Annotated in this window: 19 protein-coding genes; 9 read left to right on the top strand and 10 right to left on the bottom strand. The window is 60.8% G+C overall.

What is annotated here, in order from left to right; translation table 11 throughout:
* Positions 1 to 3: 3 nt before the first annotated feature.
* The 6 genes from DFO46_RS00410 to DFO46_RS00435 all read right to left on the bottom strand — a co-directional run bounded on the left by DFO46_RS00410 (position 4) and on the right by DFO46_RS00435 (position 5,666).
* Positions 4 to 999 carry an ABC transporter ATP-binding protein gene (locus DFO46_RS00410; protein WP_120275940.1) on the bottom strand — a complete coding sequence of 332 codons (996 nt, stop codon included), beginning with the start codon at positions 997 to 999 and terminating at the stop codon, positions 4 to 6.
* A complete protein-coding gene (locus tag DFO46_RS00415) occupies positions 992 to 2,089 on the bottom strand; it encodes an ABC transporter ATP-binding protein (protein ID WP_120275941.1) in 1,098 nt (365 codons plus the stop codon). Before DFO46_RS00415 ends, DFO46_RS00410 begins: the two co-directional genes overlap by 8 nt.
* A 3-nt stretch (positions 2,090 to 2,092) precedes the next feature.
* Positions 2,093 to 2,281 carry a hypothetical protein gene (locus tag DFO46_RS00420; RefSeq protein WP_120275942.1) on the bottom strand — a complete coding sequence of 63 codons (189 nt, stop codon included), beginning with the start codon at positions 2,279 to 2,281 and terminating at the stop codon, positions 2,093 to 2,095.
* Positions 2,278 to 3,222, bottom strand: a complete 945-nt coding sequence (locus tag DFO46_RS00425; protein ID WP_120275943.1) for a carbohydrate ABC transporter permease — start codon at positions 3,220 to 3,222, stop codon at positions 2,278 to 2,280. The genes DFO46_RS00420 and DFO46_RS00425 overlap by 4 nt, the downstream gene beginning before the upstream one ends.
* Positions 3,219 to 4,166, bottom strand: a complete 948-nt coding sequence (locus tag DFO46_RS00430; RefSeq protein WP_120275944.1) for a sugar ABC transporter permease — start codon at positions 4,164 to 4,166, stop codon at positions 3,219 to 3,221. The genes DFO46_RS00425 and DFO46_RS00430 overlap by 4 nt, the downstream gene beginning before the upstream one ends.
* Positions 4,167 to 4,379: 213 nt before the next feature.
* Positions 4,380 to 5,666 (bottom strand): extracellular solute-binding protein, encoded by a 1,287-nt coding sequence (locus DFO46_RS00435; protein ID WP_245422588.1) that lies wholly within the window; start codon positions 5,664 to 5,666, stop codon positions 4,380 to 4,382.
* A gap of 317 nt (positions 5,667 to 5,983) precedes the next feature.
* Between DFO46_RS00435 and DFO46_RS00440 the strand changes: the two genes are divergently transcribed.
* Complete coding sequence (locus DFO46_RS00440; RefSeq protein ID WP_120275946.1) at positions 5,984 to 7,006, top strand: LacI family DNA-binding transcriptional regulator; 1,023 nt, start codon at positions 5,984 to 5,986, stop codon at positions 7,004 to 7,006.
* 784 nt (positions 7,007 to 7,790) lie between these two features.
* Here DFO46_RS00440 and DFO46_RS00445 read toward each other — a convergent pair.
* The 3 genes from DFO46_RS00445 to DFO46_RS00455 are packed head-to-tail and all read right to left on the bottom strand — an operon-like array spanning position 7,791 to position 10,835.
* Positions 7,791 to 9,206, bottom strand: coding sequence for an aminotransferase (locus DFO46_RS00445; protein WP_210210615.1), 1,416 nt, complete (start codon positions 9,204 to 9,206; stop codon positions 7,791 to 7,793).
* The gene (locus DFO46_RS00450; protein ID WP_120275947.1) at positions 9,203 to 9,919 is read right to left on the bottom strand and encodes an aspartate/glutamate racemase family protein; all 717 of its coding nucleotides are present in this window, start codon (positions 9,917 to 9,919) and stop codon (positions 9,203 to 9,205) included. Before DFO46_RS00450 ends, DFO46_RS00445 begins: the two co-directional genes overlap by 4 nt.
* On the bottom strand, positions 9,912 to 10,835 hold the full coding sequence (locus DFO46_RS00455; RefSeq protein WP_120275948.1) for a 3-hydroxyacyl-CoA dehydrogenase NAD-binding domain-containing protein: 924 nt from the start codon (positions 10,833 to 10,835) through the stop codon (positions 9,912 to 9,914). Before DFO46_RS00455 ends, DFO46_RS00450 begins: the two co-directional genes overlap by 8 nt.
* Positions 10,836 to 11,030: 195 nt before the next feature.
* Between DFO46_RS00455 and DFO46_RS00460 the strand changes: the two genes are divergently transcribed.
* The 7 genes from DFO46_RS00460 (at position 11,031) to DFO46_RS00490 (ending at position 19,152) form a co-directional block, all read left to right on the top strand.
* Complete coding sequence (locus DFO46_RS00460; protein ID WP_120275949.1) at positions 11,031 to 12,473, top strand: aldehyde dehydrogenase family protein; 1,443 nt, start codon at positions 11,031 to 11,033, stop codon at positions 12,471 to 12,473.
* A 124-nt stretch (positions 12,474 to 12,597) separates the two neighbouring features.
* Positions 12,598 to 13,290 (top strand): GntR family transcriptional regulator, encoded by a 693-nt coding sequence (locus DFO46_RS00465; RefSeq protein ID WP_245422484.1) that lies wholly within the window; start codon positions 12,598 to 12,600, stop codon positions 13,288 to 13,290.
* A 135-nt stretch (positions 13,291 to 13,425) separates the two neighbouring features.
* Complete coding sequence (locus tag DFO46_RS00470; RefSeq protein ID WP_120275950.1) at positions 13,426 to 14,181, top strand: SDR family NAD(P)-dependent oxidoreductase; 756 nt, start codon at positions 13,426 to 13,428, stop codon at positions 14,179 to 14,181.
* A 57-nt stretch (positions 14,182 to 14,238) separates the two neighbouring features.
* Complete coding sequence (locus DFO46_RS00475; RefSeq protein ID WP_120275951.1) at positions 14,239 to 15,678, top strand: aldehyde dehydrogenase family protein; 1,440 nt, start codon at positions 14,239 to 14,241, stop codon at positions 15,676 to 15,678.
* A 51-nt stretch (positions 15,679 to 15,729) separates the two neighbouring features.
* A complete protein-coding gene (locus DFO46_RS00480) occupies positions 15,730 to 17,112 on the top strand; it encodes an aspartate aminotransferase family protein (protein WP_120275952.1) in 1,383 nt (460 codons plus the stop codon).
* 27 nt (positions 17,113 to 17,139) lie between these two features.
* Positions 17,140 to 18,510 (top strand): glutamine synthetase family protein, encoded by a 1,371-nt coding sequence (locus DFO46_RS00485; RefSeq protein WP_120275953.1) that lies wholly within the window; start codon positions 17,140 to 17,142, stop codon positions 18,508 to 18,510.
* A gap of 93 nt (positions 18,511 to 18,603) precedes the next feature.
* Positions 18,604 to 19,152 carry a cysteine hydrolase family protein gene (locus tag DFO46_RS00490; protein WP_120275954.1) on the top strand — a complete coding sequence of 183 codons (549 nt, stop codon included), beginning with the start codon at positions 18,604 to 18,606 and terminating at the stop codon, positions 19,150 to 19,152.
* Positions 19,153 to 19,305: 153 nt separating this feature from the next.
* Here DFO46_RS00490 and DFO46_RS00495 read toward each other — a convergent pair whose 3' ends face one another.
* Entirely contained in the window at positions 19,306 to 20,226 is a 921-nt protein-coding gene (locus DFO46_RS00495; RefSeq protein ID WP_120275955.1) for an AraC family transcriptional regulator, read from the bottom strand.
* 191 nt (positions 20,227 to 20,417) lie between these two features.
* Here DFO46_RS00495 and DFO46_RS00500 point away from each other — a divergent pair, with 191 nt between their 5' ends.
* Positions 20,418 to 21,890: an alpha-glucosidase/alpha-galactosidase gene (locus tag DFO46_RS00500; protein WP_120278084.1), complete on the top strand. Its 1,473-nt coding sequence runs from the start codon at positions 20,418 to 20,420 to the stop codon at positions 21,888 to 21,890.
* The last annotated feature ends 100 nt before the right edge of the window (positions 21,891 to 21,990 follow it).

A 21,990-nucleotide genomic window follows, 5' to 3' on the forward strand; every position in this document is an offset into this window, starting at 1 on the left:
CCCTTAGACGAGACGCATTCCGGCCGCATCGAAATAGATCGGCTGGTGCGGCTGGATTTTGATGATGTCGCCGCCCTTCAGGGCGGTATGGGCATCGGTGACGGTGATGATCGGGTGTTCCCCAAGCGTGAGATGAAGGCGCGTCTGATCGCCGAGATGCTCGACCCGGATCACCTTCGCTTCCTGGCCTTCTCCCTCACGAATATGCTCTGGCCGGAGCCCGATCGTTTGGGCCCTCGCCGGTGCTCCGGGGAAGAGGTTTGCGGGCAGCACGTTGATGCGCGGCTGGCCAAGTCGCGTCGCGGCATAGATGCTAACAGGGGCTTCGTAGATCTCGCGCGGCGATCCGAACTGCACCAGGCGTCCTTCCTTGAGTACGCCGACATGGGTTGCCATGGTCATCGCCTCGATCTGATCATGCGTCACGTAGAGGAAGGTGGCGCCGGACCGTGCCTGGATGTTCTTCAGTTCTACCCGAAGATCGGCGCGGAGTTTCGCGTCGAGCGAGCTCAGCGGCTCATCCATGAGATAGATCTGCGGATTGCGGACCAGGGCCCGGCCGATCGAGACACGCTGCATCTCGCCGCCTGAAAGGGCGGTTGCCCTGTTGTCGAGCTTGTGGGCGATCTGCAGCATCTCGGCGATCGCCTTCACCTTCTGGTCGATCTCCGCCTGCGGCGTGCGCAGCAGGGGCGACTTCAGCGGAAATTCGAGATTCTGCCGCACCGTCATGTGCGGGTAGAGGGAATACTGCTGAAAAACCATCGCGACATTGCGTTGCGCGGGCGTCAGCCCCGCCATGGGTTCTCCGCCAATGCTGATGTCGCCGCCGTCCTGCGTATCGAGGCCGGACACCAGGCGCAGCAGCGTGGTCTTCCCGGCTCCGGTCGGGCCGAGGAGCACGACGAAGGACCCGTCCGGTATGGTCATCGTCACGTCGTCGAGCGCGTCAGTGGCGCCAAACGACTTGCTGATGCTGGAAAGGACGACTTCAGCCACGGCTCAGCACTCCTTCATTCGCTTCGGACACCAGCGCCCTCCCGCTTTTCGCATCAAACAGGGTGAGGGAGCGGCGATCGAATTCGAGCCCGACGGAAGCGTCCGTTCGGATGGCATCGCTCGACGCCGTTCTCGCCTTGATCTCTCCGTAGGCAGTCTCGATCGTGACGATCTGCGTGGTGCCGAGATATTCGACGGCGGCCACCCGTCCGCGAAGACCGGCTGCGTCCGAGAGGCGGACATGTTCCGGCCTGACGCCGAGCGTGAGCGCCCCCTTGCGACCTTCGCGGGATGTGGGAACCTCGATGCGAGATCCACCGATCATAACCGCGTTGCCCCCTTCGTCGATCGTCCCTTCGAACTCGAGAAAGGACATCGGCGGCGAGCCGATGAACTTCGCCACGAACTTGGTTGCCGGCCAGTCATAGATCTGCTGGGGCTTGCCGAACTGCTCGATGACGCCATGGTTCATGACGACGATCTTGTCGCCCATCTGCATGGCTTCCAGCTGGTCGTGGGTGACGTAGACGGTTGTCGCCCCCATGCGGTCATGCAGGGCGCGCAGCTCCTCTGCCATATGCTCGCGGAACTCCGCGTCGAGCGCGCCGAGGGGCTCGTCCATGAAGAAGGCTTTCGGCTGGCGCACGATCGCACGGCCGAGTGCGACGCGCTGGCGGTCGCCGCCCGAGAGACCGCCGACCGGTTTGTCGAGGATAGATTCAATCTGCAGGATGCGGACGACTTCGGCCACGCGGCGATCGACTTCGGAGCGCGATATGCCTTGGCTGACCAGGGGGTAGGAGATGTTCTTGCGCACGTTCATGTGGGGATACAGCGCGAACATCTGAAAGACGAAGGCGATGTCGCGCTCGCTTGCGCGCTTCATGCCGACCTCTTCGCCGCCGATATAGATCTCGCCACTGGTCGGCAGTTCAAGGCCGGCCATCATCCGCAGCGTCGTCGTCTTGCCGCAACCGGACGGGCCGAGCAGCATGAAGAACTCGCCATCCTCGACGGTGAAGGTGGACGACTTCACCGCATTGAAGGCTCCGAAGTCCTTGCGCAGGTTTTCAACGCGAATCTGGGCCATGACTTACTCCGGAAAATGACTGACGACGATGAACATGACGGTTCCAATCAGCGTCACCGGAAAGGAGAAGGTAAAGAGCGTCAGCGAAAGCGGCTGCATCAGCATGACCACGCCGAGCGCGATCAGCGCCGAGGCGAGCATTTCCCATTCGGACCGGCGGAACCGGCCTAGGCGGACAAGAAAGTTCATCATTTGCGCACCGCTCCGAAGGTGATGCCGCGGAGCAGATGCTTGCGCAGCAGCACGGTGAAGACGACCACGGGCATGAGGAACAGTGTCGCTGCCGCCGCAACCGCCGGCCAGTCGATACCGCCACCGACAGACAGGATGGTCGGGATGAAGGGGGGCGCCGTCTGGGCGTTGCCACTCGTCAGGAGAACGGCGAAGGCATATTCGTTCCAGGCGAAGATCAGGCAGAAGATCGCGGTCGAGGCGATGCCTGTTGCCGCCTGCGGCAGCACGACCTTGTAGAAGGCCTGGAAGCGGGTGTAGCCGTCGATCAGTGCCGCCTCCTCGTACTCGCGGGGGATTTCATCGATGAACCCCTTCAGCAGCCAGACCGACAGCGACAGGTTGACCGCCGTATAAAGCAGGATCATGCCGAGGTGCGTGTCCGAAAGTCCGAGCTGGCGGAACATCAGATAGATCGGGATTGCGACTGCGATCGGTGGCATCATCCGGGTCGAGAGGATGAAGAACAGGAGGTCATCCTTGAGCGGCACCTTGAAGCGGCTAAAGGCATAGGCGGCGAGCGTTCCGAGGAAAATCGACAGGAATGTCGAGCCGAAGCCGATGATGACCGAATTCAGGAACCGCTGTCCGAAGCGCGACGGCCCCGAAATGATCATACCCCTTTCCCGGGTGATCTTGTCATACCAGGTGGTGGGTGCCGGCAGCTTGGCCAGGTCCTCCGCCGAGGGGCGGGACTGCGTGGTGAAGAGGTTTACGTAGCCTTCGAGTGTCGGCTGGAAGACAACCTTCGGCGGATAGCTGATCGAATCCGGGCCTGACTTGAAGCTTGTCGAAATGATCCAGAGCAGCGGGATCAGCGTGATCACCGCGTAAAGTCCGACCAGGATGCCGGCAATCCACTTGGAGGCGGGCGACGGTTCGGTGACGGAATGAGCACTCATCGTTCTTTCACCTTGTTCAGGGCCTTCACGTAGATGGAGGCGAGGCCGAATACCGTGACGAACAGGACAATGGCATAGGCGCTGGAATAGCCAGTTCGCCATTTCTCGAAGGCTTCGCGCTTCAGATCGATCGAGGCGAGCAGCGTTTCGTCCCCCGGCCCGCCACCGGTGAGAAGGACCACGAGGTCGAACATCCGGAAGTTCTCGATGCCGCGAAACAGGACCGCCAGCATCAGGAACGGCAGTGCCATCGGCAGGGTGATCGTCCAGAACTGTCGCCACTTCGATGCGCGGTCGACCTCGGCTGCTTCATAGATATAGTCGGGTATGGAGCGCAGGCCGGCCAGGCAGATCAGCATGACGAAGGGCGTCCACATCCAGGTGTCGACGATGACGATCGCCCAGCGCGCCCAGCCGCCCGGACCAAGCATCGAGAAACTGTCGGCCGGAATGCCGGTCAGGAATTCGACGGCGTAGTTCACGAGGCCGATCTGCGGCTGGTAGAGGAAGGTCCAGAAGTTGCCGACCACAGCGGGCGAAAGCATCATCGGGATGACGATCAGTGTCGTCACGAGGTCGTTGCCCTTGAACTTGCGGTTGATCAGCCATGCCAGGGTGAAGCCGATCAGCACCTGGAAGAAGATCGTCCAGATGAGGAAATGGGCAGTCGTCTGCATATTCGCCCAGGTGTCGGCGTCCGTCAGGATGCGCGTGTAGTTGCGCAATCCGACCCATTTCACTTCTGCATTGGGCTTGTTCGCGGCGAAGTTCGTGAAGGACAGACGGATGGTCCAGATCAGCGGAAATATGTTGACCGACAGAAGCAGGAAGATCGTGGGTGCCACGAAGATCCAGGCAATGGCCCTGTCGCTCAGTCCCCGGATGCGTTTTGCGACCGGTTTTGGCGTAGCGCGGGCGAGGCGGTCTGCGGGGGTATCGGTCATCGTCCGGATCCGTGTGGCGTTTCCAAAGGGCGGCCGCGCACTGTACCTTGTCCCTTGAGGCAACGAGGCAAAGTTCGGGTTGTGCCGGCGTGTGGTGTCAAAGGTTGATGCCGGCGGCAACGCTGGCTTTGGGAGGTCTCCCCCGGATCGCCGGGGGAGAGATTGAGGGACGGCCTTCCGGACAACTGGTCCGGGAGCCAAACTCTATTTCTGTCAGAGCTTACCTTCGTCCTCGAAGGTTTCCGTCCAGTCGGCAATCAACCCGTCCAGCGCTTCTTTGGCTGTGCCGTTGCCAGCCACGACATAGTCGTGGAACCGCTTCTGCGATGCCTGGAGGAGCGAGGCATAGGACGGCTCTGCCCAGAAGTCCTTCACGATTGCCATGCTGTCGAGGAAGGTCTGTGCATAGGGCTGGCTCTTGGCGAAGTTCGGGTCTTCGACCACGGCGCTAAGGCACGAGAAGCCGCCCATGGACCACCACTTGTCCTGTACATCCTTCTGGGCGAACCATTTGATGTAGGCGAGTGCACCGTCCATGTTGTCGGTGTTGGCGACGACCGAAATGCCCTGGCCGCCGAGCTGGGCGAACTTCTCGCCGCCCGGACCTGCGGGATTGACGAGGTAGCCGGTCTTTCCGCCGCCGACATTCGGATCCGCCTCGAACCCCGGCCAGGTGAAGGCGAAGTTCATCTGCATTGCTACCTGACCCGACTTGTAGGCGTCGATGCCTTCGCCCATGTAGGTGTTGGACGTGCCCGGAGCGACGCAGCAGTCGTAGAGCGACTTGTAGAATTCGAGGCCCTTTACGGCGCCTTCAGAATTGACGAAGCCTTCCATTTCATAGGGCTTTTCCGGATTGTCGTACTTGAAGCCATAGCTGTAGAGTACGTCCATCACACCCATCGTGATGCCTTCCGAGCCGCGCTCAGTATAGATCGAGGCGCCGTAGACGGTCTTGCCGTCGATCTCGCGGCCCTGGAAGAATTCGGCGACCTGCTTCAGTTCGTCGAAAGTTGCGGGCGGCGTCAGGTCGCGACCGTACTTTTCCTTGAAGGCCGTCTGGATTTCCGGGCGTTCGAACCAGTCCTTGCGATAGGTCCAGCCGACAACGTCACCGAAGGCCGGCAGCGACCAGTAGTTCGGGGTGTTCTTCGGCCATTCGGAATAGCCCGTGACCGTTGCCGGTACGAAGGCATCCATCTTGATGCCTTCCTTGTCGAAGAACTCGTTGAGCTTCACATACCAGCCGTTCTCGGCGGCGCCGCCGATCCACTGGCTGTCACCGATCATCAGGTCGCAGAGTTTGCCGCCCGAGTTGAGTTCATTGAGCATGCGGTCGGCGAAGTTCGGCCACGGGACGAACTCGAATTTCATCTTGATGCCGGACGACGCCTCAAAGCCCTTGCTGAGTTCGACGAGAGCGTTTGCCGGGTCCCATGCGGCCCAGCAGAGCGTCAGTTCCTTCTCGTCGGCATGCGCCATCACCGTGCCGAAACTCATCGAACAGGCGACCGTTCCGGCAGCAAGCAGGCCTTTCATGTAAAGCGATTTCATCATGTCATCCTCCCAGCGCCGTCCGGTCTCCTACGGATGGCGAAACGCCCTTGCGGGCCACATGCCGGCTCCGGACCTGATCTCTGGCCGGCCTCCTCCAGCGGAACGGGCTGCAGTAAATGCATCTCCCCCCGAACCGAGATGGAAGCTAATTGATGTGCGCACCTCAACGCAAGCAATTTTTGAGGTGCGCACATCAATTCTTGCGTTTGGAGCCGTTTTGAAGGAAAGCTCTGGACGGCGGAAATCAACAGGAAGGCTTCATGCGTCCAACAGCGAAAGATCTGGCCGAGGCTGCAGGCGTCAGTCTTGCGACCGTCGACCGTGTCTTGAACGACCGGCCGAATGTGAGCCCGAAGGCCGCACGGCTGGTCAATGACGCAATCGAGCGGATCGGCTTTATCCGAAATCCGGCTGCTGTCAGTCTTGCCCGCAACAAGGTCTACCGCTTCCTCTTCCTGCTGCCGGCGAGCGGCGATCTCTACCTCAAGGAACTGCTCCGTCATGTTGAAGAGCTGACGGGTGCACTCAAGGGCGACCTTACCGAGATCGCGTATCGCCAGATTGGCATCGACGATGCGCATGGGGTGGCAAAGCTTCTTTCCAGCCTCGACAAGGAGACGGTGGACGGCGTGGCTGTCATGGCGCCTGAATCGCCTCAGGTTCGCGACGCCATGGCGCGGCTTCTGGAGCGCAACATCAAGGTCGTTCAATTCCTGTCCGGTCAGGAAAAGCTGCCCGAGGCCGATTTCGTCGGCATCGACAACTTTGCGGCGGGTGCGACCGCGGGCAAGCTGATGGGCATGCTGGCGGGTCCTGAGCCTGGAAAGGTCATGGTGATCGCGGAGACCATGCAGTCGCTGGATAGCATCCAGCGCCGGCTTGGCTTTGACCATGTGATCAACAGTGCCTTTCCGCATCTGACCTGTCTGCCGTCCATCGAAACCCATGCCGACGAGGTCCGGAGCCGGCAGGTCATGGCCCGCGTGCTGGCCGGCAATCGTGACATCTCTGGTATCTATGTGCTGAGCTCAGAGGCTCGCGTGCCGGTCCTGGCTGCTGCCGGAAACGTCGAGCTCGGGGGCATCGCCGTGGTCGTGCACGAGCGGACGCCCTTTACCGAACAGGCGCTTCGGGACGACCGCATCGATGCCGTGATCGCCCAAGATCCGGGCCATGCGGTCCGCAGCGCAATTCGCATCATGCGCGCCCGCGCAGATGCCCGCGAGCCGCTCGCCGCACAGGAAAAGATCCGCATTGAAATTCTGCTCAAGGAAAACCTTTGAGCCATGGGGGCTGCTGAGAGCGCGCCATCGGTAACGTGGCTTTCAAGCCAGCCGATCCTCAGCACGAGGAACGAGCGTGACTGATCCATTTGCTGATGGTTCGTTTTCTTCAAGGCAGCGGACTTGGCAAGTCTCCGTGCAATCAGGCCCCCGCAACCAATTTCTACATAACTCGCTTGTCACACCAATATAACAGGCGCTTAACCGCAAAAATCTCCTTCACCGCCTCTGTCCACCAGGGGCGGTTTTTGCGTTGCTTTTAAAAAATCCGCCCCTCCGGTAGGTTGCGGGCGCTCCGTGAGCACTTCAAAGTGAAGCTGCTGGTCAGCGCCGGGATGGCGCCAAGAGACGCTCCATGTTGTGCCACAGCCGCCGCATTTGATCCCTTTGTGTCGCCACGTATTTGGTAGCTTGGGGATAGATAAGGACGCGGCCCGTGCGGTCGGGATATAGGTCATCGTCACGGATACGGTATATTTCCCCCGTGGGCGACAGGTGCCAGTCGATAGATCCGTGCAGCTTTATGAGGTGGGCGCGGAAAATTCCCGCTGGCTCGGGCTCGCCAAAACGATGGGAACGGAATGCAAGCGCTCACACCTTCAAAACCCTCCGCATGTTCGCCGAGGAGCTTCCGGCGTTTATGCCCGCCGTCTTTACCTAAACAGAAAACGTGCTGGCAGAGAGGATAGTTCTACCTCGCGATGGTGCCCGTAAATGCAATCGACCACGGATTGACCGTACCTTCCTGAAATCACTCATTCTGCAGGAAATTTTCCGTGGCAGGTCAGTCAGCACCTCTTGCCAGGGACATTAACTCGGCTTCGGCGGCCTTTACCGCGGCTGAATAGCGTTCTACGGCAATATCGATCTGCGTTTTGGTGATCGATAATGGCGGAGAGAACGAGTTCACGGGCAGGAATGGCAGGGCGCGGGTCAATACGCCGTGCTGCGTTGCATGCCGTGCGACCACTCGATGCGGTGCGGTCCCCTTGGGGAACTGTCGCTTGGTTGCCTTGTCGGCCATGAACTCAATGCCGACCATCAGGCCGTGGCCTCTGATGTCGCCGACGAAGGGATGGTCCGCCAGCGCCTGTTTCAGGGTGTCCAGAAGGTGCGGCCCGACGGCTGCGGCATTTTCCACCAGACCTTCTCTTTCAATGAGATCGAGATTGGCAAGCGCCACGGCCGCGCCGACCGGATGTCCGGAATAGGTGAAGCCATGCATGAAGGCGCCGGTTTCCGCCGATTTGTCGGCCAGCACAGACCAGATCCTGTCGGAGATGATCGAGGCCGACATGGGGAAATAGGCGCTGGTCAGCCCCTTGGCCAGCGAGACGATGTCGGGGCGAAGCCGGTAGGCACCGGTGCCGAACCATTCCCCAAGGCGACCAAAGCCCGTGATGACCTCGTCCACGATCAGCAGAATGTCGTGGCGGTCGAGAACCGCCTGGACACGTTCGAAGTAGCCTGTCGGTGGCAGGAAGACGCCGCCGGTGCCCATGATAGGCTCGGCGATGAAGGCGGCGATCGTATCGGCGCCTTGCCTTGCGATCATGTCTTCCAAATCCGCGATCAGGCGGTTCATGTATCCTTCCTCGGTTTCGCCCGGGAGGCCGAACGTGAAGTAATGCGGACAGCTGGTGTGCAGCACGCCGTCCACAGGAAGGTCGAATGCCTTGTGATAGCCATCGATGCCAGTGAGGCTGCCACTGGCATGGGTCACGCCGTGATAGCCGCCGATGCGTGAGATGATCTTCTTCTTTGCAGGTTTGCCACGCAGATTGTTGTAGTAGCGCACCAGCTTGAACGCGGTATCGTTTGCATCGGAGCCGGATGTGCCAAAGAAGACGCGGGCCATGTGCGGAGCACCGGCGCGTTCACGAAACAGGGACAGCAGACGGTCTGCAAGGCGGATCGAGGGTTCCGAGGCTGCCCCGCCAAAGAGGTGCTGGAAGCTCAGGTCACGCATGGCTTTTGCCGCAGCGTCTGCCAGTTCGGTGCGCCCATAGCCGACATTCACGCACCAGAGACCCGCCCCCATGTCGATCAGGCGCTTGCCTTCAGCCGACACCAACTCCACGCCGGAGGCCGACTGGTAGATCTGCGAGCCGTTTGTCTGCTGGTCGTGAATGGATGTCACGGGATGGAAGAGGCTAGCCCGGTCCATGTCGCGGAGGGTGTCGTTCGGCTGATCAGTCATGATGTTGTTCCAGGTTTGCGAAGGTCCGGTGTCGGTTTGGTCAGGCTCTTCAGTGCCAGGACGGCGCTTGAGGGCGTCGTCAGGACCGGTACGTCGATGTAATGCCGCACGGCATCTGCCGCGCGGGCGAGCGAAAACTGCCCGAGGACGAGTGCATCGACGGATGGCAGTTTTCGGCAGGCCTCTGCTGCCAGGCGATCATGCTCGTCGCCGTTTCCGGCCTTAAGGGCCGCAAGGGCGCCTTCCACCAGGACGGGGATAACTTCGACCGCTTGGCCTCGTTGTGACGCCATGGAGAGGAGTTCGTCCCTCAGCGACGCGAATGACGGGCCGAATGTCACGGCAAGGCCGATCCGGCCGCCGCGGGCAAGCGCCTGTTCGAACGCCGCTTCATTCGGACGAAGCACGGGGATCGGCATGTGCTCCTTGACCGCGTCGATCGCCGGTCCGAAGGCAGAGCAGGTAAAGAGAAGAGCCCTGGTCTCGCCCGCTTCCCCTTGAGACGCTGCAGCATAGTCCGCCAGGTGTCGGATGCGGTCGGCAATGCCGTCCTCAAGCCTTTGGCCGGCCGCGAGATCGCCAGACAGGGAGGTGTCGAGCAGGTCGAAGCAGTATGCCTCGGGCCAAAGCGCACGGAAGGCTTGATGCGCTGGAAGCACCGATTCCGTCAGCGCATGGATGAGAGCAATCCGCGTTCTTGTCTCTTCAGCCATGATCATTGCTTCCGCTCTGGCGCGCCTTCTGCAGCTGGATCAACAGCCGATCCCGCTCGTTTTCGAGCTCAGGAATTGTCCGGCCGGCCGCCTGATGTTCGATACCGTCGATCAGGCGTTCGCAAAGCTCGGGCGTCAGTTCGGGCGTGCCGAGCGACTGCCAGCGTTTTACCTGGCTCGGACCGAGATGGGCGAGGTAATGACGGATGCCACCGGGACCTCCGCCAAGATGGTAGGCCATATGGGCACCGGTGACGGACCAGCGAAGGCCCGGGCCGTCCCGCATCGCCGTGTCGATATCCGCAACGTCTGCAATGCCCTCCGCCACGATGTTCACGGCTTCGCGCCAAAGCGCGGAGGCAAGCCGGTTGGCGATATGCCCGACGGCCTCTTTCTTCAGCCGCACCGGACTGCGGCCGAGTTCACGATAGAGCGCTTCTGCACGGGACAGGATGTCTTCATCCACGCCATAGATTTCCACCAGGGGAATGAGATGTGGCGGGTTGAAGGGGTGCGCCGTGATGAAACGCTCGGGCACCTTCAGCGTTCCGCTGAGGGATGACCATGTCAATGCGGAGGTGCTGGATGCGATGATGGCCCGTGCATCCGCTGCGGCTTCGATATCAGCATAGAGGGCCTGCTTGAGTGGAACCTGCTCAGGCGCGTTTTCCTGGATCAGGATCGCACCTTCGACGGCCTCTTCCAGCGTTTGGGTTACCCTCAGCTTCGCTGTCGATATAGGCCAGCCATGCAACTCGTTGAGATGCGTCAGGGGACGGATGATGCGCTCTGGCAGCGAGGCGCGGCTTTTTTCGGCGGGATCCCATGCCGAGACATCCCAGCCGCGCGCCAGACCCAATGCCGCCCAGCTTTCACCAATCAGGCCGCAACCTATGACAGCGAGACGAGTGGTCATGAACACCTCAGAGCACGAATTTTTCACATTATGCGATTTGCGATCGCAAAATAGGCTAGAAGTTCGTGAAACTTTCGTCAATACTGCCATTTCGGAGATGCGAAGCGTTCGCCGAGCGATGCGTGGCAGGCATTTGCCGCCGAAATTTCAGATGCAGTGCCGGCCATTGGCCGTTCTAATTCGGGGAAGTGACATATGAATACCCTTCAGTTTTACATTGGTGGCGCCTGGGTTCGGCCGGATTCGGCCGATGTGATGGATATCATCAATCCTGCCAATGGAGAGGCCTGCGGCAAGCTCGCGCTCGGAAACCGGACCGATGTGGATCTTGCCGTTGCGGCGGCTGTCCGGGCTTTCGACAGCTGGAGCGCCACCGCGCCTGCGGAACGCAAGGCCGTGCTTCAGCGTGTCGTGGAAGTCTATCGTCGGCGCAGTGACGAAATTGCCGATGCCATCATGATCGAAATGGGCGCGCCCAAGGGGCTTGCCCGCGGTCCTCAGGCCGGTTCGGGCCTTGGCCATCTCGAAGATTTCATTCGGGCAATGGACGATATCCACTGGGAGCGCCCGCTGTTCCCTGGCGATACCTCGAACCAGATCGTGCTTGAGGCAAAGGGTGTCGCGGCACTCATCACGCCCTGGAACTGGCCGATGAACCAGGTGACGCTCAAAGTGGGTGCGGCGCTGGCTGCGGGTTGCACCATGGTGCTCAAACCCTCCGAATTCGCACCGCTTTCCGCTGCGTTGTTTGCCGAAGTCCTGGATGAGGCCGGCGTGCCGGCGGGTGTCTTCAATCTCGTCCACGGCACCGGCGTGGCCGTCGGCGAACGGCTTTCGAGCCATCCTGACGTGGCTGTCATCTCGCTGACCGGCTCCACGCGCGCGGGCGTCGCCGTCAGCAAGGCTGCTGCCGAGACCGTCAAGCGGGTGGGACTTGAGCTTGGCGGCAAGGGCGCCGATATCATCTTCGACGATTGCAATGTCGAGGCGGCGGCGGAAGCGACTGCCCGTCACATGTTCCGCAATTCCGGACAGTCCTGCAATGCGCCTTCGCGCATGCTGGTGCAGCGCAAAGTGTATGAGCAGGCGGTCGCGGCAGCGGCGCGCGTCGCAAAGGAGGTTCGTGTCGGGGATCCGGCCATCGATCGCACGGAAATGGGGCCGGTCGTCAATGCCGGCCAGTTCGGCCGGATCCGCGGTCTGATCGAGGCCGGAATTCAGGAAGGTGCGCGGCTTGTCGCCGGTGGCGCCGATCTGCCGGAAGGGATCAACAGCGGTTACTTCATTCGCCCGACCGTGTTTGCCGACGTGCATAACGGCATGACGGTTGCTCGCGAGGAGATCTTCGGGCCAGTCCTGACCATCCTGCCCTTCGACACCGAAGAAGAGGCGATCGAGATCGCCAACGACAGCGTCTACGGCCTGGCTGCCTATCTCTGGACTGATGATGCGGAGAAGGCTCGCCGCGTCAGCCGCAAGCTGCGAGCCGGCATGGTGCGTCTCAACGGGACGGATCTGCCTTACGGAGCACCTTTCGGCGGCTTCGGGCAGTCGGGTATCGGGCGCGAAGGTGGCGTCTGGGGCATCGAGGAATATCTCGAAGTCAAGGCGATCAGTGGCTGGCCCAACGCGGCCTGACATTCCGCCAACGGATGTCCTCTGTCTTCCCCGCTCATTCGGTGGTATCGGAGGACATCCATACAGACGCACAATCAGGGCTTTCCACAAGCTCAGTCCAGACGCATCGAGACGGGAGCAAGAGGTGAAATCACCTGCAGTTATCGGGCTTGGCACGGTCGACCTCACGCCGCTGCACGAAATTGTCTACCAGCGGCTGAACAAGGCCCTCATGGCCGGGCAAATCAAGCCGGGGCAGAAGCTCACGTCTCGCAAGCTTGCCAAGGAACTCGGCACGAGCGACATGCCCGTCCGTGCGGCGCTTGCCAAGCTGCAGGCTCTGCGGGCGCTCGAGCAATTGCCGAACGGCTCGCATGTGCTTCCGCCGATGACCAAAGAGAGATTTGCGGATCTCATGCAGAGCCGCATCATATGTGAGCCTGCGCTGACGGAGATCGCCGCGCGGCACATCAAGCCGGCCGACCTTCGGGCGATCCGTAAAGAGGCGGCAGCTCTGACCCAGTCCGCGCAAGATCAGGACATTGATGGCTATCTGCTGCACAATTACGAATTCAAGTTCAGCATCTACAGGGCTGCCGGATCCGACAGCATGCTGTTCCTGATCGAGACCGTCTGGCTGCAGGTCGGGCCGTTCCTGCGGCAATTCGGCGGGCGCTTCGGGGGCAACCTCTCCGGCATTCTCGAAATCGACTACCACGAGGAAATCGTCGAAGCCCTTGCCCGCGGTGACGGAAAGGTCGCGGCTGTGTTGATGTATAAGGACATTTCCGAGGGACTCGCCTTTTTGACGCAAAATGCCGACTTCGCTGACGGCTGAGGATTTGCGGCTTTGAATCAACGGATAATTTGAGCGCCGGCACCGGCGCTTTTTTTTGATCTGCGGCCTTCTCACGCTCTTGAAAAATGCGATCGCAGATCGTAAAAATTATTTGATCAAATTTGGAGAGCCGGCATGTTAAATGGGAAAATCTGTATCGTCACCGGTGCAACATCGGGCATTGGCTCCGGAACTGCGCTGGAGCTCGCTCAGCGCGGAGCGGACGTCGTGCTGGTCGGCAGGAACGTCACGCGGGGTGCGTCACTGGCTGCGGAAATCGAGGCCAGCGGCCGGCGTGCGCTCTTCATCGAGGCCGATCTGGCAGATCGCTCCGCGCCGGATCGCATCGTGGAGCAAAGTCTCCGGCACTTCGGCCGCATCGACGTTCTGATCAACAATGCAGGTGTGCTCATCAATGGCAGGGTCGACGAGACCAGCGATGACGAATGGGATCGCATCATGGATATCAATCTCGGTTCGGCCATGCGCATGTCGCGCGCGGTGATTGCGCCGATGCGTGGGGCGAACAAGGGTGCGATCGTCAATGTGGCGTCCGACTGGGCGCTGATGGGCGCTCGCGGTGCCGTTGCCTATTGCGTCTCCAAGGCCGCGATGGCGCAGCTCACCCGCTGCATGGCGCTGGACCACGTCGCAGACGGCATCCGGGTCAACGCGATCTGCCCGACAGACACCGACACGCCGATGCTCGATCTCGCCTATGAAGGCGATGGCCGCGACTGGAAGCTCGAAAAGCTTGCCGCAACCATTCCCATGGGGCGCGTTGCGCGTGTCGACGAGATCGCGAAAGTCATCGCTTTTCTCGCCTCCGACGATGCCGGTTTCATGACGGGCGCCCTCGTTCCGGTCGATGGCGGAACGTCGGCGCAATGACGCCGGCGTTCGTCTGACGCCAGAACCTCATCTGAAATCCGTCAATCGGAGGGCCCCATGTCCGACACGCATAAGAACCTCGTCGCCGGCCGATGGCTGGATGGGGTTTCGCTCACCGAGAATCGCAATCCTTCGGATGTTTCCGACCTGATCGGTCTCTATGCCAGTGGTAGCGCCGAGGATGTTCATCGTGCGGCCGAAGCGGCTGCCGATGCGCAACGTTCGTTTTATGCCAAGGGGCCTCAGGCCAGGGCCGATCTGCTCGACAGGATCGCGGCCGGGATCGAGGCAAAGGTCGAGCCACTTGCCCATATGCTGGCACGCGAAGAGGGCAAGGTCCTGTCTGAGGCGCGCGCCGAGACGCTCCGCGCCGGCCAGATCTTTCGCTTCTTTGCCGGGGAGGCGCTCCGGCTTTCGGGCGAGAGCGTTGCATCCGTCAGAGCCGGTGTGGATGTCGATATTCGGCGTGAACCTCTGGGCGTCGTCGGACTGATCACCCCCTGGAATTTCCCGATCGCGATCCCGGCCTGGAAGATCGCGCCCGCTCTTGCCTATGGCAATGCCGTCATCCTGAAGCCGGCAGACCTGACGCCCGGAACTGCACATCTTCTTGCCGAGATCATTGTCGAGGCAGGCTGCCCCGCCGGCTTGTTCAATCTCGTCATGGGGCCCGGCTCGCGGATTGGCCCGGCCATGCTGTCGAATCCTCTGGTCCAGGCCGTGTCGTTTACGGGATCCGTTCCCACGGGACGGGGCATTGCCCGCTCTGCCGCTGAGAGCCTGAAGAAGGTTCAGCTCGAAATGGGTGGCAAGAATCCGATGGTGGTCATGGATGATGCCGACATCGATCTTGCCGTCGCGGCATGCCTCAACGGTGCATTCTTCTCGACGGGGCAGCGTTGCACGGCGTCCTCTCGACTGATCGTGCAAGAGCGGATTCACGACCGCTTCGTTGAGGCGCTGGGCAAGGCGGCGCTGGGGCTCAAGGTCGGACCGGCGTTTGCGGCCGAAAGCCAGATGGGGCCGGTGGCGTCCGCGTCCCAGCTCGATAACAACCTCGCCTATGTCGCGCTGGCCCGCGAAGAGGGATGCGAGGTGTTGGGCGGCGAGCGGATTGATGAATTGCCGCAGGGTCATTTCCAGAAACCTGCACTTTTTGTAGGCGCAACGAACGACATGCGCGTCAGCCGTGAAGAAATCTTCGGCCCCTGCGCAAGCGTGATCAAGGTTGGCGATTTCGAAGAGGCGGTCGCCGTCGCGAATGACACCGAGTTCGGACTGTCTTCCGGCATCTGCACGGGCAGCCTCAAATACGCTCGCGAGTTCCAGCGTCGCTCGACGGCTGGGATGGTGATGGTCAATCTGCCAACAGCCGGCGTCGACTATCACGTCCCGTTCGGCGGTCGCAAAGGCAGCAGCCATGGTCCGCGCGAGCAGGGCCGCTACGCCGCCGAATTCTACACCACCGTCAAGACCAGTTATATTTTCGCCGGCTGATGCCGGCCCCCTTCATGTCGCGCTCGCGCAGAGCCAAGAACAGGAGATGCCATGACCCTCTCGAATTCCACGGCAGAGATCCGCCGCCTCGATGCCGCCCATCATCTGCATCCCTTCACCAATACGCGTGAGCTCAATGCGCGCGGTGCGCGGGTTATCACCCAGTCGTCGGGAGTTTATCTCCACGATTCCGAAGGCAATCGCATCCTCGACGGCATGAGCGGTCTGTGGTGTGTCAATGCTGGCCATGGTCGCCGCGACATCATCGATGCCGTTTCGCGCCAGCTCGAAGAGTTGACCTTCTACAACACCTTCTTCAACACGACTCACCCGTCGGTCGCCGAGCTTTCGGCACTGCTGAGCGAGGTCACGCCGCCTCAGTTCAACTATTTCCACTACACCGGCTCGGGGTCGGAATCGAACGACACGATCTTCCGTCTCGTCCGCTATTACTGGGAACTTGAGGGCAAGCCGGAGAAGAGCATCTTCATCTCCCGGCGCGGCGGATATCACGGTTCCACGGTCGCTGCTGCGTCGCTGGGTGGCTTCGGCTCGATGCACAAGCAGGGTGGCCTGCCGATCCCCGGCATCTATCACGCCCCGTCGCCGGACTGGTGGAGCTATGGTGGCGACATGAGCTCGGATGAGTTCGGCCTCCATGTGGCGCATCAGACGCTGTCGCTGATCGACGCGATTGGTTCAGATCGCATTGGCGCCATGATCGGTGAGCCGATCATGGGTGCGGGTGGCGTTATCGTTCCTCCGAAGACTTACTGGCCGGCGCTTTCGGCCGGTCTGAAGGAACGCGACATCCTTCTCATCTCGGATGAAGTCATCTGCGGTTTCGGTCGGACCGGGGAGTGGTTCGGTTGTGAACTGATGGGGACGGAACCGGATTTCCTCACCATGGCGAAGGGCATCACCTCGGGCTACATCCCGCTCGGTGCTGTCGGCGTGTCCGACCGGGTCGCCAAGGTTCTCCTCGAAAAGGGCGGCGAATTCGCCCATGGTCATACCTATTCCGGCCATCCCGCCGCTTGCGCGGCAGCCATCGCGACCCTGAAAATTCTCCGCGAGGAGAAGCTGGTCGATCGCGTTCGCACGGATATCGGCCCTTATCTGAAGCATAAGTGGAAGACGCTTGCCGACCATCCCATCGTCGGCGAGGCTGTCATGGAAGGTCTGATCGGCGCGTTCCAGTTTACGAAGGACAAGTCTTCCAGGAAGGGCTTCGACGAGGATGCGCGCATCGGCATGATCGCACGTGAGCATTCCTTCAAGAACGGGCTCGTGATGCGTGCCGTCGGTGACCGCATGGTGATTGCGCCTCCGTTCACATTGACCCATGAGGAAGCGGACGAACTGGTGTCGATCGCGCAGAAGGTCATCGAACTGACCTATGCCGACGCAAAATCCAACGGGCTGATTGCCTGATATCTCCAAGGTGGACCTCGCTACGACATGATTTACCTCCCATCCGGTGCCTCGGCTGACGAAGCCGAAACCTTTCTGGCCACCTATCCCGAGGCAGAAGCGATCGACGTCGTCATGACGGACTGCCATGGCATCGGACGCGGCAAGATCATTCGTCGGCACGAGCTTCAGTCGCTCTACCGCTCCGGCAGGGCGATGCCGAGTTCGCTGTTCGGGCAGGACGTGACGGGCGATGATGTCGAGGAGTCGGGACAGGTTTTGACGGATGGGGGCGGCGACAAGCGTTGCTTCCCTCTGCCCGGCACACTTGGGTTTCTGCCGTCGACGGGGCGCGGCCAGGTTCTCGTCAGCATGTATGACGAGAGCGGGCAGCCTTATTCCGCCGATCCGCGTTTTGCACTGGTGGCCCAGATGGAACGCGCCCGCCAGTCGGGTTATGCGCCCATGGGGGCCTTCGAGCTTGAGTTCTACCTGATCGACAAGGAAGCAGGTCCTGCCGGTGACAGGCGACCCGCGCGGTATGCCCTGACCGGTCGCCGCTCGCCCTACCGCAACACCATGGCGGTCGACGAACTCGATGAGATGGCGCCATTCTTTGAGGCGGTTTATGCCGGCGCCCGACATCTGGACCTGACGCTGGAGTCCCTGATCTCGGAATATGCGCCGGGCCAATACGAATTGACGATCAAGTATCGTGATCTTTTGAGGGCCGCCGATGATGTGATTGTCGCCAAGAGATTGATCCGAACCACGGCGCGCAGATTTGGCATGGAGGCCTGTTTCATGGCCAAACCATTCGGAGGCGAGGCTGGCTCCGGCATGCATCTGCATCTGTCGCTTGCCGGCCAGGCTGGCGAAAATCTCTTCGCCGATATCGACGGCGACAAGCTGAACCCGTTGATGTTGCAGGCGATCGGCGGCATCAGGCGGACGATCGGCGACACCATGCTGGTGCTGGCGCCCTTCCTCAATTCCTGGCGCCGATTTGCCTCGACATCCTATTCGCCCGCATCCGATGACTGGGGTGTCGAGGACCGTACCGTTGCCATCCGCGTTCCGGCGTCCGGTGGCAATGCCCGCCATTTCGAACACCGGGTCGCGGGCGTCGATTCCAATCCGTATCTGGTTGCTGCGGTTACCCTCGCAGGCGCCCTCGACGGCATCGCCGGGAAAATCGACCCCGGCCCGGCCAAGTCCGGAGTTGATCCGGCGGATGGTGCAACCTTGCCGCGCTCCTGGCTGGATGCCATCGATCGCGCAGAACGTTCTCCGTTCGTGGAGGAGGTACTTGGAAAAGACCTACACCGGGCCTTCATCGCCGTCAAAAAGGCAGAATATCAACGGCTCGCCTCAACGGTTACCGAGGTCGAATGGGCGCTTTACGGGCATGTCGTCTAGCGGCAGGCCCCTTCAACGATGGACGGAAAGGTGTGTTGATGCCATTCCTTCCTCGAAGTGACGATCAACGAAACCAACTCTCAGGGAGCAGAGATGACCGCGACAGCCTTGGTCCTGGTGGATTTCCAGAACGACTATTTCGATGGTGGGGCATTTACCCTCGTCGGTACCGCCCAGGCGGCGGAGAAGGCCCGCAAAATCCTTGACCGTTTCCGGACCAATAAGGAAACGATCGTCCATATCCGCCATCATGCGGGGGAAGAGGATGCGAGTTTCTTCATTCCGGAAACATCGGGCGCCGAGATCAATACGACGGTTGCGCCGGTGGAAGGCGAAGCGGTCGTGACGAAATCGAACATCAACGGCTTCCTCGGAACCGACCTCAAGGCGATCCTGGATGCACAGGGCGTGACGAATCTGGTTGTCGTGGGCGCGATGAGCCACATGTGCATCGATGCGCTCGCCCGCGCCGCATCCGATCTCGGCTATGCCGTGACTGTCGTCCATGATGCCGTCGCCACCCGGGATCTGGAATTCGCCGGCAGGACAGTCGCTGCCGCCGATGTGCACGCATCGTTCATGGCCGCTCTGGCGTTCGCCTATGCGAATGTCGTGAGCACTGAAGACGTCCTGAACAACTGAAGGGTGGCGCCGTGAGGCGCCCAAAACCCGCTGTTGTTGACATGCCGTAGATGCGCCTGACTGCGTTTCGGGCGTGCATCTACGGGCCGCTCGCCGTGAGCTTGCGCGTGTTGCCTCGGCATGGCGCGCGGTCCCATTCCGCTTGCAAGACCGCTACTCGTTGCGGGTCGATGCAGAGACGTAACCGTTTGCGGCAATGCTGGAATACATGCCGGTGGTGCGGAAATCGGTCGGGCTTGCGCCGAAATGTCGGCGAAAGACTTTGGCGAAATAGTTCGGGTCCTCGAAACCGGACATGACGGCGACCTCCTTCACTGACAGGTCGGCGGCCTTGGTCAGGAGTTTGGTCGCTCGTTGCAGCCGCTTGCGCATCACGAACTCGGCCGGCGGCACGCCCTCGCTCATCGTGAACACTCTGGAGAAATGCGCGCGGCTAAGGCCGGACACTTCCGCAAGCGTTTCGACCGGGAGAGGATGCTCCAAATTGGCCGCGATGTGATCGATGACATGCTTCATCCGGCGTTGTTCCTCGCTGAACACCGGATGTGAGCCGAACACATCGTCGTAAAGAACCATGGCGGCTTCGTAGGCAATGGCGGATGCCTTGCCGGGCGCATCCGTTCCCCCGGCGATCAGCCGCAGGCTGCAGTCCGCGAGGCGCTCGATCGTTTCCGGTTTCAGATTGAGGACCGGGCCGCTGGTCGCGAGGATGGCCTTGTGGATGCGCAGCGCTTCCTCGCCGTTCATGGAGATCCAGAAAAACTCCCACCGGCCGTTCTGCTCCAGCCAGTAGCGATGGTTGTGGGGCACGAGGACCAGAAGGGTTTCACCCTCCTTGATCCGATAGTTGCGGTTTTCATACCGCAGGTTGCCGGCCCCCGCGATTGTGTGTTGCAGCACCGTGAACGGTGTCTGCCCGCGTTTTCGTCCATCCCAGTCATAACTCGGGTCTGTGCGGACCTCGTAGCCCGTGCTTGTCGGCATCGTGTGAAGGCTGTGGCGACCGCGCGGCAAAGAAACCGTGCGCATGGTCGGCCCATTTTCGATCAGTCGGTTCAGCACAGAATTACCCATGAAAGCACAATACCTCTCTGGTGACGGCTTTCATTATACGCATAATGGCATCCAACAATGCAAGATGACCGGGTTGGAGCGGTGTCGGCAGGGAGGTGTGAGGAGGGGAGGGCGTGCTTGCACTTCGACCCTTGGCGCGTTGATTTTACCCTGTCCATTCTGCCGACCGAATGATCAGCGAAGAGGACAGCATGAGCAGCTTCAAGATTGCCATTATCGGTGCCGGTAGTGTCGGCTTCACCAAGAAACTTTTCACCGACATCCTGTGCGTGCCGGAGTTTCGCGATGTCGAATTCGCGCTGACCGATGTCAGCGAGCACAATCTCGGGATGATCAAGGCGATCCTCGACAAGATCGTGCAGTCGAACAACCTGCCGGCGAAAGTCACCGCATCGACCGATCGCCGCGAAGCCATCGCCGGCGCGCGTTACATCATCAGTTGTGTGCGTGTCGGCGGGCTGGAAGCCTATGCGGATGATATCCGTATCCCGCTGAAATACGGCGTCGATCAGTGCGTCGGCGATACGATCTGTGCGGGCGGCATCCTCTACGGTCAGCGCAATATCCCGGTCATTCTGGATTTCTGCAAGGATATCCGGGAATTGGCCGAGCCGGGCGCGAAATTCCTCAACTATGCCAATCCCATGGCGATGAACACCTGGGCGGCGATCGAATACGGCAAGGTCGACACGATCGGTCTTTGCCACGGCGTTCAGCACGGCGCCGAACAGATCGCGGAAATCCTCGGCGCCGGGCCCGGAGAACTCGACTACATCTGCTCCGGCATCAATCACCAGACTTGGTTCGTGGATGTGCGTCTGAAGGGCCGGCGGATCGGCAAGGACGAACTGGTCGCCGCCTTCGAGGCACATCCGATCTTCTCGAAACAGGAAAAGTTACGGATAGACGTGCTCAAGCGCTTCGGCGTCTATTCCACCGAAAGCAACGGTCATCTGTCGGAATATCTTCCCTGGTATCGCAAGCGGCCGGACGAGATCGGTCGCTGGATCGACATGTCCGACTGGATTCACGGCGAGACCGGTGGGTATCTGCGCTACTCGACCGAAACCCGTAACTGGTTCGAGACGGAGTTTCCGCAGTTCCTGGAAGACGCCGGCAAGCCGATCGACCCTGCCCGTCGGTCCAATGAACATGCCAGCCATATCCTTGAGGCGCTGGAGACAGAGCGTGTCTATCGCGGCCACTTCAACGTCAGGAACAACGGCGTCATCACCAATCTGCCGTCGGACGCGATCATCGAGTCACCCGGTTTCGTCGATCGCTTCGGCATCAACATGGTGGCCGGGATCACGTTGCCGGAAGCCTGTGCCGCCACCTGCATCTCGTCGATCAATGTCCAGCGCATGTCGGTTCACGCCGCAATTTCCGGCGATATCGATCTCCTGAAGCTGGCGGTCCTGCATGACCCGCTGGTCGGCGCGATCTGCACGCCGGAGGAGGTGTGGCAGATGGTCGATGAAATGGTCGTCGCCCAGGCGCAATGGCTGCCGCAATACGCTCATGCCGTCCCTGCGGCCAAGGAAAGGCTGAGCCGGTCGACCGTCAAGACCCGCGATTGGAATGGTGTTGCGCGTCGCGAGGTTCGTTCGATCGACGAATTGCGCGCGGAGAAGGAAGCCAGAAAGCTGCAGCCGGCGGGCTGAGGCTGGTTATGACGTGAAATTCCGACCGGCTTTTTGAGGAGGAGCCGCGTCGGGGAGTTGGGCGAGGTTTCGTCCTCTCCTCCGGTCGGCGGCATGCCGT

The sequence above is a fragment of the Rhizobium sp. AG855 genome (genome assembly GCF_003610655.1).
In the GTDB taxonomy this organism is placed as follows: domain Bacteria; phylum Pseudomonadota; class Alphaproteobacteria; order Rhizobiales; family Rhizobiaceae; genus Allorhizobium; species Allorhizobium wuzhouense.

Bases quoted from the DNA above. Each gene is read 5' to 3' on its own strand.
- DFO46_RS00415 (WP_120275941.1), bottom strand. From the start codon at position 2,089: ATGGCCCAGATTCGCGTTGAAAACCTGCGCAAGGACTTCGGAGCCTTC.
- DFO46_RS00420 (WP_120275942.1), bottom strand. From the start codon at position 2,281: ATGATGAACTTTCTTGTCCGCCTAGGCCGGTTCCGCCGGTCCGAATGG.
- DFO46_RS00425 (WP_120275943.1), bottom strand. From the start codon at position 3,222: ATGAGTGCTCATTCCGTCACCGAACCGTCGCCCGCCTCCAAGTGGATT.
- DFO46_RS00430 (WP_120275944.1), bottom strand. From the start codon at position 4,166: ATGACCGATACCCCCGCAGACCGCCTCGCCCGCGCTACGCCAAAACCG.
- DFO46_RS00435 (WP_245422588.1), bottom strand. From the start codon at position 5,666: ATGAGTTTCGGCACGGTGATGGCGCATGCCGACGAGAAGGAACTGACG.
- DFO46_RS00440 (WP_120275946.1), top strand. From the start codon at position 5,984: ATGCGTCCAACAGCGAAAGATCTGGCCGAGGCTGCAGGCGTCAGTCTT.
- DFO46_RS00445 (WP_210210615.1), bottom strand. From the start codon at position 9,206: ATGACTGATCAGCCGAACGACACCCTCCGCGACATGGACCGGGCTAGC.
- DFO46_RS00450 (WP_120275947.1), bottom strand. From the start codon at position 9,919: ATGGCTGAAGAGACAAGAACGCGGATTGCTCTCATCCATGCGCTGACG.
- DFO46_RS00455 (WP_120275948.1), bottom strand. From the start codon at position 10,835: ATGACCACTCGTCTCGCTGTCATAGGTTGCGGCCTGATTGGTGAAAGC.
- DFO46_RS00460 (WP_120275949.1), top strand. From the start codon at position 11,031: ATGAATACCCTTCAGTTTTACATTGGTGGCGCCTGGGTTCGGCCGGAT.
- DFO46_RS00470 (WP_120275950.1), top strand. From the start codon at position 13,426: ATGTTAAATGGGAAAATCTGTATCGTCACCGGTGCAACATCGGGCATT.
- DFO46_RS00475 (WP_120275951.1), top strand. From the start codon at position 14,239: ATGTCCGACACGCATAAGAACCTCGTCGCCGGCCGATGGCTGGATGGG.
- DFO46_RS00480 (WP_120275952.1), top strand. From the start codon at position 15,730: ATGACCCTCTCGAATTCCACGGCAGAGATCCGCCGCCTCGATGCCGCC.
- DFO46_RS00485 (WP_120275953.1), top strand. From the start codon at position 17,140: ATGATTTACCTCCCATCCGGTGCCTCGGCTGACGAAGCCGAAACCTTT.
- DFO46_RS00490 (WP_120275954.1), top strand. From the start codon at position 18,604: ATGACCGCGACAGCCTTGGTCCTGGTGGATTTCCAGAACGACTATTTC.
- DFO46_RS00495 (WP_120275955.1), bottom strand. From the start codon at position 20,226: ATGGGTAATTCTGTGCTGAACCGACTGATCGAAAATGGGCCGACCATG.
- DFO46_RS00500 (WP_120278084.1), top strand. From the start codon at position 20,418: ATGAGCAGCTTCAAGATTGCCATTATCGGTGCCGGTAGTGTCGGCTTC.